Raw genomic sequence first — 14,330 nt, 5'->3', positions numbered from 1 at the left:
TGTGTCAGGTTACACCTGCAATACCAGAATAAAGCGGCTGCCTTTTTTGTATTCGGGGTCTATGGACAGTGTGCCGTTCATCTTCGAAGCAATCAGGGAGCAGATGGGTAATCCCAGTCCGTCTCCATCGGCCAGGTCCTTGATTTCGGTAAAAGGTTTGAAGATCGCCACCTGCTTTTCGGCGGGGATACCCGGACCGTTGTCGGTTACGATAAACTGACAGAGATGGGCCCCTTTCTTTTTGAATTCCAACTTGATTTTGCCTGATGTCGTGTAGATCGCCGCATTTTTCAGCAGGTGCAGCAAGATGCGTTGTAGCTGTTCGGCATTTGTCTTGATTTCGATCTTCGGGATATCAGTAGTGACTTCAACGCCCGGACGGACATCCTCTTTTACCTGTTCCATCACTTTCTCGCAGAAAGAGCTGACATTAAAAGATTGTGCTTCGTAGGTTTCCAGCAAGGAGTTTTCCAACAAAGAAAGTTCTTGTATATGGTCTCCGAACTGTTTCAGGGCATCGACACGGGCTTGTATGGCTTTCGCCTGTCCGGGGGCCGCGGTTTGCAATCCGGCTACCGATTTGCTCATTTCGTCCAGTGTCGGTTCCATCTGCGCCGATATGCTTTGGATGAACCCGGTCTGTTGTTCGCTGTGCTCGGTGATGGTCTGGATGATCTTCTTCAGCTTCCGGTTCAGGAGGATGAAACGCATGACCAGGAATGCCAGGAACGCCAATGCGGCAATTAAAATGGCGGCCAACGTGCAGAGCCCGGCGATGATATACTGCTTGGCTGATAGCCGGTCTTCTTTTTCCTGTATCGTTTGCAGGCTGCTATCGTATTTTTGTTGCAAGGCATCCAATTTGTCTTCTGCGGTAAGCATCTTTACGGAATCGGTCCATACCATATATTTCTCGTAGGTTTGCTCCATCAACGAGGTATTATTGGCTTTGCGAGCAATCGCGATCAGGTTTTGATAGCATTCGCTGACTTTGCCGTATTCCTTTTTTTTCCGGTATTGGCTGATGAGCTTGTTGAATGCTGCATCTCCTTCTTTTTTCTGTCCGAAGATATAGAAATAATCGGTTTGTGTGTACAACAGTTCTTCGGTAAGTTCGGGATTGCCTGATTCTTCGGCCAGGTTGTCCAGTGTGTTAAGCTGGAGCTGTGCCTGTGCGGCGTTCCTCAGCTTGATATACATTTGCAGGCGCTCTTTTGTTATCATAAAACGCAGGCCGTACAGTTTCTTTTGCTCTGTTTGTTCCTGATTCGCCACTATCTGGCTCATTTGCCGGCAGAGGTCGAACGCTTCCTGATAGTAGTTCTCGCGGTAATAGAGGGAGGCCGCCTGTGTACCGCATTCGATTGCTTGCGTTATTTTTCCTTCATTTGCGTAATCCTTATATGCCTGGATATAAAGATAGCGGGCTTTCGTATAGTCTTTGTTCTCAAAGCTACTTTGTGCCTGTTGCTTAAAATTGTCCGCATTGTTTTGTGCCTGAAGGGAAACACAAAAACAGATAATGAGGGCGATAATAAAGTTGTAAATTCTCATAATTTGAATTTTAACGTTAGACAAATATAAAGATTTTTTGTCACAGGGGACATGAAAATGTGAGATTTCTTAGTTTCTCCTGTTTCCGGCAAAAGATTATTATCAAAATGATAGCTCTATCCCATCTATTTTGAATTAATAGGGCATCTTTTGGAAATTACCCGCAAGGGTAATATTTTTTAACATTCTATTTGAAAGCAAATACCCTTATTGACTTATCAAAATGACAATATGGGAAAGAGGATTGAAAAAAAGATTCTTTTGCCCTGAAGATAAAAGAAGAGGAGATAAGAGTGCTTTTACCGGAAGTCGTGTTGGTGAAGGTCGAAAAGGGTTGTGGTTGTCCTGCTTGAAATAAAGGTCGGATTCTCCGGAACAAAACCACTCCGATAATGATTATAAAGGAAAAGCCCTTTGCTCTCTTACGATCCGTATATGGCGAAAGGGCTTTTCCTTTTTATTTGATAGATTTGTCGAAAGAATATTATTTTATAAAATAATTTAACTAAATGGTAGATAAAATAATTATTTCTATTAATATGTCAAATAAATTTCGTTTGTATGAACATTATGTAATATAATGTAAGTATCTTTGCAGTCGAAATAAACAAGATAGAACCAAATGGAAGTACTTAAACACGAGTGTGGAGTCGCCATGGTCCGGTTACTAAAGCCTTTGGAATATTATCATCAGAAGTATGGAACCTGGATGTATGGGCTCAATAAGCTCTATTTGTTGATGGAAAAGCAGCATAACCGCGGTCAGGAAGGAGCCGGTTTAGCATGCGTCAAGTTGGAAGCCAGCCCCGGTGAAGAATATATGTTTCGGGAAAGAGCGTTAGGCACAGGAGCTATTACCGAGATATTCGCAGCCGTTCATGAGCATTACAAAGATTTGCCGCCCAGAAAACTGAACGATCCGCTTTTTGCTAAAACAAACCTTCCTTTTGCAGGAGAGCTTTATATGGGGCACCTGCGTTACAGTACAACCGGTAAGTCCGGTATTTCCTATGTCCATCCTTTTTTACGCCGTAACAACTGGAGAGCCAAGAACCTCGCTCTTTGCGGTAATTTCAATCTTACTAACGTACAGGATATTTTTGAAGAGATAACAGCTATCGGCCAGCATCCGCGTGCCTATGCCGACACCTTCATCATGCTGGAACAGGTAGGGCACCGTCTGGACCGTGAGGTCGAACGCCTGTACCGTAAATATGAAGCCGAAGGGCTGAAGGGAATGGAGATCACCCATGCGATCGAGGCGAATGTCGACCTGTCGAATGTCTTGAAACGTTGTGTCCCGTTGTGGGACGGTGGTTTTGTGATCTGTGGGCTGACGGGGAGCGGTGAGTCTTTCAGCGTGCGTGATCCCTGGGGCATCCGTCCGGCATTCTATTATGCCGACGACGAGATCGTGATCCTGGCAAGCGAACGCCCGGTGATTCAGACGGCCATGAACGTGCCTGTCGGTGATATACATGAACTGAAAAGAGGAGAGGCGCTGATCATCAACAAGCAAGGTGACTGGCATACGTCGCAGATCATGGAGCCGAAGGAAAATAAGGCTTGCTCGTTCGAACGCATTTATTTCTCACGCGGAAGCGACCGGGATATTTACCGCGAACGGAAACGGTTGGGTGAAAATCTGGTACCTGCTGTCCTGAAGGCTGTAGACAATGACCTGAATCATACGGTCTTCTCCTTTATCCCGAATACAGCGGAGGTCGCCTATTTCGGGTTGCAGGAGGGCATGAACGAATATCTGAACAAGAAGAAAAAGGAATGGATCGCCGATCGCAGTCACCTGCTTCAGGAGGAAGAACTGGAACAAATCCTGTCCATGCGTGTCAGGTGTGAAAAAGTAGCGATCAAGGATATCAAACTGCGTACCTTTATTGCTGAGGGCAACAGCCGTAACGACTTGGCTGCCCATGTATACGACATCACGTATGGAAGTATCGTGCCTTTTGAGGACAATCTGGTCGTGATCGACGACAGTATCGTGCGTGGTACGACACTCCGGCAGAGTATCATCGGTATCCTGGATCGCCTGAACCCGAAGAAGATTGTGGTGGTCAGCTCTTCTCCGCAGGTACGTTATCCGGATTATTATGGTATCGATATGTCCCGCATGAGCGAGTTTATCGCGTTCAAGGCCGCCGTGGCGCTCCTGGTAGACAGGGGGATGGAATCCGTCCTGCTCGATGCCTACAAGAAAGCCAGGAGGCAACAGACCGTGCCGTGTGATACGACTGTGAATTATGTAAAGGAGATTTATGCACCTTTTACCGATGAGGAAATCTCGGCTAAGATGGTGGAACTGCTTACTCCCGTTGGAACACGTGCAAAGGTGGAGATCGTCTATCAGACACTCGAGGGGTTGCATGCCGCCTGTCCCGATCATCCGGGCGACTGGTACTTCTCCGGTGATTATCCGACACCGGGCGGTGCGCGAATGGTGAACGAGGCGCTTATCCACTATGTGGAAATGGAATATGAAAAATTGAAAATTGAAAAATAGATAAGAATGACAAGAAAAACAGCAACATTGGTCTTAGACGACGGAAGCATGTTTCGTGGCTTCTCTTTTGGTTTTGACAAGGCGGTGGCTGGCGAGGTGGTGTTCAATACCGCTATGACCGGTTATCCCGAAAGCCTTACCGACCCTTCGTATGCCGGGCAGCTAATGGTTCTGACCTATCCGTTGGTCGGAAACTACGGGGTGCCTCCTTTCTCGATCGAAGAGAACGGCTTGCCTACCTTTATGGAGAGTGAGAAAATCCATGCAGAGGCGATTATCGTGAGTGACTATAGCGAAGAGTATAGCCACTGGAATGCTGTGGAGAGCCTTAGCGACTGGCTGAAGCGTGAGATGATCCCCGGAATCACCGGTATCGACACCCGTGCACTGACGAAGAAGATCCGGGAGCATGGCGTAATGATGGGACGTATCGTTATCGGCACCGCCGATAACGAAGGTGAAAGTGGAAAGGTAAAAGGTGAAAGTGAAGGGGAAATGCCGGACTACGGGAGCATCAACTATGTGGACCGCGTTTCCTGTAAAGAGATCATTGTCTACCTGCCTGACGGAACGGAAATGTCGTTTCCCGTAGATACCGACAAATTTCAAATTTCAAATTTCAACTTTCAACTCTTAAAGCGTGTAGTGCTTCTCGATTGTGGTGTGAAGGCTAATATCATCCGCAGCCTCCTGAAGCGGAATGTGGCGGTGATACGTGTCCCCTGGAACTATGATTTCAACCAACTGGAGTATGACGGGCTTTTCCTATCGAACGGTCCCGGCGATCCGGACACTTGCGATGCGGCTGTCCAAAATATCCGTAAGGCACTCGGTGGCGACAAACCGATCTGTGGCATCTGTATGGGAAACCAGTTGCTTGCCAAAGCTGGTGGTGCTTCGATCTATAAACTGAAGTACGGCCACCGCAGCCATAACCAGCCGGTGCGTATGGTGGGGACGGAGAAGTGTTTCATCACTTCCCAGAATCACGGCTACGCAGTGGACAATGACACGTTGGGTGCTGACTGGGAACCGCTCTTTATCAATATGAACGACGGGACAAACGAAGGAATCCGGCATAAGACGAAGCCTTTCTTCTCTTCCCAGTTCCATCCCGAAGCATGTAGCGGACCGACCGATACGGAGTTTATCTTCGATAAGTTTGTCGATTTGCTTTAGGAATTGGGACGACAGATCTAAAAATGTTAACGAATAAAAGAGTCCGAAAATGAAAGAAGATATAAAGAAAGTCCTGGTACTCGGTTCCGGCGCCCTAAAGATCGGCGAAGCGGGAGAATTCGACTATTCAGGCAGCCAGGCTTTAAAAGCTATTAAGGAGGAGGGAATCCAGACAGTGCTTATCAATCCGAATATCGCCACGGTACAGACTTCGGAAGGAGTGGCAGATACTGTTTATTTCCTGCCTGTCACTCCCTTTTTCGTCGAAAAGGTGATTGCTAAGGAACGTCCGGATGGTATCCTGCTCGCTTTTGGCGGCCAGACGGCATTGAACTGCGGTGTGGCGCTTTACCAGAGTGGAGTGCTGGAAAAATATAACGTCCGTGTGCTCGGTACTCCGGTACAAGCGATCATGGATACGGAAGACCGTGAACTCTTTGTCCGTAAACTCGATGAGATCGGTGTGAAGACGATCAAGAGCGAAGCGGTGGAGAATGCCGAAGATGCCCGCCGGGCTGCTGCCGGGTTGGGCTATCCGGTGATTGTCCGCGCTGCTTATGCATTGGGCGGCCTCGGTTCCGGCTTCTGCGACAATGAGGAAGAACTGGACGTGTTGGTCGAAAAAGCCTTCTCTTTCTCTCCCCAGGTGTTGGTGGAAAAGAGCTTGAAGGGGTGGAAAGAAGTGGAATATGAAGTGGTGCGGGATCGTTTCGACAACTGCATCACGGTCTGTAATATGGAGAACTTCGATCCGTTGGGCATCCATACCGGCGAAAGTATTGTCATTGCTCCGTCACAAACACTGACCAACAGCGAGTATCATAAACTTCGCGAACTGGCTATCCGGATCATCCGTCATATCGGTATCGTGGGGGAATGCAACGTGCAATATGCTTTCGATCCTGAGAGCGAAGATTATCGTGTGATCGAAGTGAACGCCCGTCTCTCTCGTTCATCTGCGCTGGCCTCCAAGGCAACCGGCTATCCATTGGCGTTCGTCGCTGCCAAGTTGGGATTAGGGTATGGCCTTTTCGATTTGAAAAATTCAGTGACGAAGACGACAAGCGCTTTCTTCGAACCGGCTCTCGATTATGTGGTCTGCAAGATCCCGCGTTGGGACTTGGGCAAGTTCCACGGTGTGGCACGCGAATTGGGGTCGAGCATGAAATCGGTGGGCGAGGTGATGGCGATTGGTCGTACCTTCGAAGAGGCGATTCAGAAGGGTCTGCGTATGATCGGACAGAGCATGCACGGCTTCGTGGAAAACAAGGAGCTGGTGATCGCCGACATCGACAAGGCGCTCCATGAACCGACCGATACCCGCATCTTTGTTATCTCGAAAGCATTCCGTGCCGGATATACCGTCGACCAGATACATGAATTGACGAAGATCGACAAGTGGTTCCTGCAAAAACTTTACGGAATCATGCAGACCGATAAGGAACTGCGCGCCTTCGATATGAAAGGCATCAAGCGTTGGCGTTTGAACCCGGAACTCGTTCGCAAGGCGAAAGTGCAGGGCTTCTCCGATTTCCAGATCGCCCGTGCCCTCGGCCTTGAAGGGGATATAGAAAAAGGCATGATGCAGGTACGCCAGTTCCGTAAGGAGCACGGTATCGTCCCGGTCGTGAAGCAGATCGATACGTTGGCCGCCGAATATCCGGCGCAGACGAACTATCTGTATCTGACCTATAGTGGTACGGAAAACGATGTGCAGTATCTGGGCGACCATCGCTCCATCGTCGTGCTGGGTTCCGGCGCTTACCGGATCGGCAGCTCGGTCGAGTTCGACTGGTGCGGCGTGCAGGCGTTGGAAACGATCCGTAAGGAGGGCTGGCGTTCGGTGATGATCAACTACAACCCCGAAACGGTTTCGACCGACTATGATATGTGCGACCGCCTTTACTTCGACGAACTGACCTTCGAGCGTGTGATGGATATCCTCGAACTGGAAAATCCGCACGGCGTGATTGTCTCGACAGGCGGCCAGATCCCGAATAACTTGGCGATGCGCCTCGACGAGCAGCATGTCAATATCTTAGGGACATCCGCCAAGAGCATCGACAATGCCGAGGACCGCGAGAAGTTCTCCGCCATGCTGGACCGTATCGGAGTGGATCAACCGCGCTGGAAAGAACTTTCGTCGATGGAGGATATCAACGAGTTTGTGGCCGAGGTGGGTTTTCCGGTCTTGGTTCGTCCGAGTTATGTGTTGAGCGGTGCCGCCATGAATGTCTGCTCTAACCAAGAGGAACTCGAACGCTTCCTGCAGCTGGCGGCCAACGTTTCGAAGAAGCATCCGGTCGTTGTCAGCCAGTTCATTGAACATGCCAAGGAGGTGGAAATGGATGCGGTGGCCGATAAGGGTGAGATCGTCATGTATGCGATCTCCGAACATATCGAGTTTGCTGGTGTGCATTCCGGCGATGCGACTATCCAGTTTCCCGCACAAAAGCTGTATGTCGAAACGGTCCGTCGGATCAAGCGTATCAGTAAGCAGATCGCGAAGGAACTGAATATCTCCGGCCCGTTCAATATCCAGTTCCTGGCGAAAGGCAACGAGATCAAGGTGATCGAATGTAACCTTCGCGCGAGCCGTTCTTTCCCCTTCGTTAGTAAAGTATTGAAGATTAACTTTATCGAACTGGCTACCCGTATCATGTTGGGCTTGCCTGTCGAGAAACCGAATAAAAACGAGTTTGACCTGGATTATGTAGGTATCAAAGCTTCCCAGTTCTCTTTTAACCGCTTGCAGAAAGCCGATCCCGTCCTGGGAGTTGATATGGCTTCGACGGGTGAGGTCGGCTGTATCGGTGACGATGTTTCCGAGACAATCCTGAAGAGTATGCTCTCTGTCGGTCTCCGCATTCCTGAAAAGAATATTTTGCTCTCGACGGGGACACCGAAACAGAAAGTGGCTATGCTGGATGCCGCCAAGATGCTGGTTGCAAAAGGCTATAATCTCTTTGCCACAGGCGGGACGTATCGTTTCCTTGAAGAGAATGGTATCTCCAGCACGCAGGTTTACTGGCCGAGCGAGGAGGGCAAAGAACCGCAAGCACTCACTATGCTCCACGAAAGGAAAATCGACATGGTTGTGAATATTCCGCGCGATCTTTCCGCCGGAGAATTGGACAATGGCTACAAGATCCGCCGTGCCGCTATCGACTTGAACGTTCCGCTCATCACGAATGCCCGTCTGGCAAGCGCCTTTATTGAAGCTTTCTGTACCTTGGGCATAGATGATATTCAGATACGGAGTTGGCAAGAGTATAAATGATCCGTTACTTTTGGATCAAGCCGAAAGTAATAGAAATAATTATTACATTTGTGGTAATTAAAATAAACCAATATGAAGATAGGACTATTTATTCCTTGTTATATCAATGCGGTGTATCCGGAAGTTGGTGTTGCTTCCTATAAATTATTGAAAAGTCTTGGGTTGGATGTGGATTATCCGTTAGACCAGACTTGTTGCGGTCAGCCGATGGCTAATGCCGGGTTCGAGCATGAATCGGCAGGGTTGGCGCTGCGGATGGAAGAGTTGTTCCGTTCATACGATTATGTGGTTGGTCCTTCCGCCAGTTGCGTCGCTTTCGTGAAAGAGAATCATCCCGGTATTCTGGAAAAGGCAGGGCATGTGTGTATGAATAGCAAGAAGATTTATGATATCTGCGAGTTTCTGCACGATATTGTGAAGGTCAAAGAACTGAAAGCCGAGTTTCCCCACAAGGTGAGCATCCACAATAGCTGTCACGGTGTGCGCGAGTTGCATCTTTCTTCTCCGAGCGAACGGAATATCCCGTATTTTTCCAAGTTACGCGATCTCCTTTCTTTGGTGAAAGGCATCGAGATATTCGAACCGAAACGTGTCGACGAGTGCTGCGGCTTCGGTGGCATGTTTGCGATTGAAGAGCCCGAAGTGTCCGTTTGCATGGGACAAGATAAGGTGAAGGACCACATGAGCACGGGAGCCGAGTACATCACCGGTGCCGATAGTTCTTGCCTGATGCATATGGAAGGCGTGATCAAGCGTGACAACCTTCCGATTAAAACGATTCATATTGTTGAAATATTAGCCTCCGGATTATGAGCACGAAACATTCAAAAGCGGCTGCCCGCTTCATCGGGAACCGCAAGCAGGAAGCCTGGCACGACGAAACCCTCTGGATGGTCCGTGCCAAACGGGATAAAATGAGCCATTCGCTTCCCGAATGGGAACGCTTGCGCGAACTGGCTTGTGATATCAAACTTTATTCGAACAGTCATTTGGATACCCTTTTGGAGGAGTTCGAGAAGAACGCCACGGCTAATGGGGCAATCGTCCATTGGGCGAAAGATGCGGCGGAACATAATGCGATTGTCGCTGAAATCCTGAGGCAACATAAGGCGCATACGCTGATAAAGAGTAAATCTATGTTGACCGAAGAGTGTGGCATGAACGATTTCTTGTTCGGAAACGGCTACGATATAATTGAGAGCGACCTCGGTGAACGTATACTTCAATGGATGAAACTTCATCCCAGCCATATCGTGATGCCCGCTATCCATATCAAGCGGCAGGAGGTAGGCGAGATGATGGAGCGCGTGTTAGGTACGGAAAAAGGAAACTCAGACCCGACCTATCTGACGCATGCCGTCCGCAAAAATATGCGCGAGAAGTTCCTGACAGCCGATGTCGCTATGACGGGAGCTAACTTTGCAGTCGCTTCGACTGGTGAGATAGTGGTTTGTACCAATGAAGGGAATGCAGATATGGGAACTTCTTTCCCGAATGTCCACATTGCGACGTTCGGAATGGAGAAGATCGTTCCGGATCGGGAGTCGTTAGGTGTCTTTACTCGTCTGCTGGCACGCTCCGGCACGGGGCAGCCGATCACTTCTTATACTTCTCACTATTGTAAGCCGAAAGAAGGGGGAGAGTTTCATATCATTATAGTCGATAATGGGCGGAGCGATATCCTGGCGCGTCCTGATCATATCCGTACTCTGAACTGCATCCGTTGTGGCGAGTGTATGAATACCTGTCCGGTCTATCGTCGTAGCGGTGGCTATTCTTATACCTATTTTATACCCGGACCGATCGGGATCAACTTGGGGATGCTAAAAGATCCGGTGAAATATTCGGACAATGTTTCCGCCTGCTCGCTGTGCCTCTCTTGCTCGAATGTCTGCCCGGTCAAGATTGATCTCGGCGAACAGATTTACCGCTGGCGCCAGGATTTGGATAAGATTGGAAAAGCGAGCACAGAGAAGAAGATTATGTCCGGCGGCATGAAGTTCTTGATGGAACGCCCGAAGCTGTTCAATGCGGCTTTGAAGTTTGCCCCGGTGGCCAATAAGATGCCTCGTTTTATGATCTACAACGCTCTGAATGCATGGGGAAAGGGTCGTGAACTGCCGGTTTTTGCCAAACAGTCGTTCAATGAAATGTGGAAAAGTAACAAGATAAAATAATATGACAATGAGTAGTAAAAACGATATATTATCTGCTATCCGTCGCCACACCGGCAAACGTTACGACATGCCGGAACTGACGCTGGATGCCATCACTTACGAAGATAAAATCACCCAATTTACCGACTCCCTGAAAGCTGCCGGGGGGCAAGCTGTCCTGATGCAGCCTGGCGACGATATCAACGATATCATCCGCCGCCATTTTCCTGATGCAACCCGGATTGCTTCCAATCTGCCCGGTATCACCTGTGCCACCTTCAATCCGGACGACCTCGACGATCCCCGCGAGTTGGACAATACTGACCTTGCCGTCGTGGAGGGCCATTTCGGTGTAGCCGAGAACGGGGCTGTCTGGATTACCCGCGGGGTGAAGCACAAGGCATTGTATTTTATCTCCAACAGCTTGGTCATGCTGATAGATCGTAGTTCGATCGTGAACAACATGCACGAGGCCTATAAGCGAACGGAAAACATGACATACGATTTCGGCGCTTTCATCTCAGGCCCATCCAAAACAGCCGATATCGAACAGGCGCTTGTATTGGGGGCACACGGCCCGGTCGGGGTGCTGGTGGTGTTGAGATAGGGCTCTCCCCAATTGGAGTTAAAACCTGGAAAACAGAATACATTATGAAGAAAATAGCCTTGTTGGTACTTCTGAGTACCTTGTTTTTCTCTTATACAGAGGCACAGGTACATACTACTTTTGAGATGCGTTATATCACATCCGACTCAAAAGCGGACGGAGAAACCGATTTTACCGGAGAGAGCGAATGGATGTCTCTTGACCAGCGGATTGATTTCCTGAACAAATATGCTGCTTTTGCTTCCGGGTTTTATGGTAATCTCGGTCTGGATAAACCTCTTATCGGAGACGGAGATATACGGCAGACGGTCAGACGGATAAAGCCTCAGCCGTTGACGAATGTCCGGCAAACACTCCGGCTCGCCGATTGGCGTGCATATGGTTATCGTGCCGGAAAAGCTGAAGATGTTCAAAATGCCTTTGCCGGATGGACGGTTGTGAACGGGGCGACTGTGAAAGATGGTAGCCTGATTCTGGAAGATTGTGCGGTCGAAAGAAATCTGGACCCCATCCGGTGGCGTTTCCGGTTGCATCTGGATGTAAAGAAAGTGGGCTCCGGATGTACAATTGTTTTTCATAAAGGCGGGAAACCTCTCCTCTCCACTCGCTTGGCGGATAAGGTATTCTCGTTGTCGTCAGGAATGAACAAGGGTAACGGGCATTATGACTCGAGCGTTCCTTTGCATCTGGAAATATACGGTGATTTCACCAACAATCGTTTTTTTGTGACGGTAAACGGCAAATCGGTTGCTTGTCTGATAGGAGAGGCAGATATCCGTGAAATTGACAAGATGGTGATTCGTTCGGAAGGTACAACGGAGATAGACGATATTTCCCTTTTTAACTTTGTTGAGGACCGAACGAATAAACATACTCCTTATTCTTCTGTCTTGCTTATTAACGAGGATTTTAACGATGTATTGCCGATGCAGGGATGGCAATCGCTTGACTATGACGATAGTGCTTGGAAACAGGTCACGCTACCCTCATCTCATGGTGGTTTACGGGAAAAGGAAGAGAGCTATTATCTGCGGAAAAAGATTCACCTTACCGACTTCGAGCGTGCCGTGCTTAAGTTGGAAACAATAGATCCCGGCGGTGAGGTTTGGATAAACGGGCAGCCTGTAGCCGTGATTAACAATCGGCATCCGTATGATTTGGATGTGACGGAGTATCTGCAGCGGAATCAGGAGAATCTCATTGCTGTCCGTGTAAAACCTTATAAGGCGGCTCACCGGATGCTGCACTCCCCATCCGATCCGTATATCGGCTGGTTCCTGGGACGTGCGACATTGATCCTGACGAACCGTTGTATGATTAAGGATGTCTTTGCATATACCGGATCGCTTGACGGAGCCGCCCGGCAGGTCAATAGGATACTCTTGCAATACTCCGGTGTCTATGCTTTCGAGGGGAGTGTCGAAGTCAATTACTATCCTTGGTTCCCGGTGGAAGGGGAAAAGGTCGCTACGATGAAGCAGAATATCGAAATCCGCCCGTCTGTCGATAACGAGATCGTATTGGAAATGCCAGTCGATAATCCTGTCTTATGGTCTCCCGAGAGTCCGAACTTGTATCGGGTGGAAGTGATCTTGCGTGACAAGGAAGGCCGTGAGATAGACGACTATATGCTGACGACCGGTATCCGTACTATTTCCCAGAAAGATGGGAATCTGTATGTCAATAATCGGCCTGAAATACTGAAAGGTGCCCAGATACTGGGTTCGAGATATCCGGTCGAAACAATGTCGAAAAACTATAAGTGTGTGTCAGACGAAACAATTGCAAAAGACTTGATGATGATCAAGGAAATGAATGGAAACCTATTGCGTCTGCATGTCCATGCTGAAAAAGACACGACAGACGGTATCAACGATCCCCGTTATGCCGAATATGCGGATCAGTTGGGAGTCTATCTTCTTTGGCAGACTGCCGCTTGGATTAGGGAAGGGGAAGCTTGGAATGTTGATTTAGAAGGTTATCCGAAGTTTATGCGCCAGGTCTGCAACCATCCGTCTATTGTCATGTGGGAGGCAAGTAACCATCCGAACCGTTTCAAACTGCACGACATATCAGATTCGCATGATTTTGTGACAAGGGTTTACAGGACTTTGAGTGCCGTAGACACCAGCCGCCTGATCTCACCGACCTCTTTCTGGCAGCATATGCACTATGGCAATTACGACGGTTCGCTCGACAAGGAGGGTAACCCGATCGTTCCTAATCCTGTTTTGATGGAAAAGTTGATGACTCGCGGGAGTCAGGATGCCTATACTGGCTACGGAGCCAAATGGACAGCTCTCAGAAAAGCTCCCAACAAATGGGCTGCTTCCTGTCTGGCTGCAAACGATAAGGCTTATTTCAACTTCGAACATGAGGAATCTGCCGCACAACCGAATTGGACATTAGCGGAAAAAGAGCCGTGGTTTAAGATCCAATCCTATGAATGGGAATATGAGAAAGGTAGTATCGGCCGCCTTCTCGATGCTTCGGAATGGAGAATCAGCCAGGCATTTCAAGCATTCGCAGCTTGGGAGTCTATGAAGAAACAGATTTTGATCGGCTATGACGGCTTTTCTTGGTGTAGCCTTGAGTCGGGCTCGAATATGTTCACGTATCAGAAGCCGTTGATTGATCCGTTCGGTATTCCCAAACTTGCCTATTATGCCAATCAATCCGTTTTCCAACCGATCTGGGCGGGTAGTAGTAATGTCGATGTTGTATATGGTCCGGCCGATCACATTTCTCCAGTGCTGTTCAACTTAGGACAGCCCAAGACTGTCGACCTCACTATCGAGCTGAAAAATGATAAAGGGAAAAGGATTGACCGGAAAATCTTTAAAAATATACAGGTCGCCGGTGGCAGAACGGTTGTGAACTTGGATGGTTTCCGCTTTAAAACAGTCCCGGACGGATATTATTTCCTTGTATATACGGTAAAAGAACAGAACCCTCCTTATAGGCATAAAGAGTAAAAAAGGAACAGGGTGACGCAGATCTTGTCAATTGGGCGGATTTGCGTTACCCTATATG

8 protein-coding genes are annotated in these 14,330 nt (G+C 48.6%); 7 read left to right on the top strand and 1 reads right to left on the bottom strand.

The window, feature by feature from the left end; translation table 11 throughout:
• Positions 1-9: 9 nt before the first annotated feature.
• Positions 10-1,554 carry a sensor histidine kinase gene (locus NQ564_RS07705; RefSeq protein WP_008149142.1) on the bottom strand — a complete coding sequence of 515 codons (1,545 nt, stop codon included), beginning with the start codon at positions 1,552-1,554 and terminating at the stop codon, positions 10-12.
• A gap of 622 nt (positions 1,555-2,176) precedes the next feature.
• Here NQ564_RS07705 and NQ564_RS07700 point away from each other — a divergent pair.
• The 7 genes from NQ564_RS07700 (at position 2,177) to NQ564_RS07670 (ending at position 14,272) form a co-directional block, all read left to right on the top strand.
• A complete protein-coding gene (locus NQ564_RS07700; protein ID WP_008149146.1) occupies positions 2,177-4,075 on the top strand; it encodes an amidophosphoribosyltransferase in 1,899 nt (632 codons plus the stop codon).
• 6 nt (positions 4,076-4,081) lie between these two features.
• Entirely contained in the window at positions 4,082-5,254 is a 1,173-nt protein-coding gene (gene carA / locus NQ564_RS07695) for a glutamine-hydrolyzing carbamoyl-phosphate synthase small subunit (protein WP_008149147.1), read from the top strand.
• A gap of 49 nt (positions 5,255-5,303) precedes the next feature.
• Positions 5,304-8,534 carry a carbamoyl-phosphate synthase (glutamine-hydrolyzing) large subunit gene (gene carB, locus NQ564_RS07690; protein WP_129649985.1) on the top strand — a complete coding sequence of 1,077 codons (3,231 nt, stop codon included), beginning with the start codon at positions 5,304-5,306 and terminating at the stop codon, positions 8,532-8,534.
• Between the two features lie 72 nt (positions 8,535-8,606).
• On the top strand, positions 8,607-9,347 hold the full coding sequence (locus NQ564_RS07685; RefSeq protein ID WP_008149151.1) for a (Fe-S)-binding protein: 741 nt from the start codon (positions 8,607-8,609) through the stop codon (positions 9,345-9,347).
• Positions 9,344-10,711, top strand: a complete 1,368-nt coding sequence (locus NQ564_RS07680) for a lactate utilization protein B (RefSeq protein ID WP_021862848.1) — start codon at positions 9,344-9,346, stop codon at positions 10,709-10,711. Before NQ564_RS07685 ends, NQ564_RS07680 begins: the two co-directional genes overlap by 4 nt.
• Before the next feature lie 7 nt (positions 10,712-10,718).
• Complete coding sequence (locus NQ564_RS07675) at positions 10,719-11,297, top strand: LutC/YkgG family protein (protein WP_021862849.1); 579 nt, start codon at positions 10,719-10,721, stop codon at positions 11,295-11,297.
• A 44-nt stretch (positions 11,298-11,341) separates the two neighbouring features.
• Complete coding sequence (locus tag NQ564_RS07670; RefSeq protein WP_021862850.1) at positions 11,342-14,272, top strand: glycoside hydrolase family 2 protein; 2,931 nt, start codon at positions 11,342-11,344, stop codon at positions 14,270-14,272.
• The last annotated feature ends 58 nt before the right edge of the window (positions 14,273-14,330 follow it).

This window comes from Parabacteroides johnsonii DSM 18315 (assembly GCF_025151045.1).
In the GTDB taxonomy this organism is placed as follows: Bacteria; Bacteroidota; Bacteroidia; order Bacteroidales; family Tannerellaceae; genus Parabacteroides; species Parabacteroides johnsonii.
This window is presented reverse-complemented; position numbering and strand designations above follow the sequence as displayed.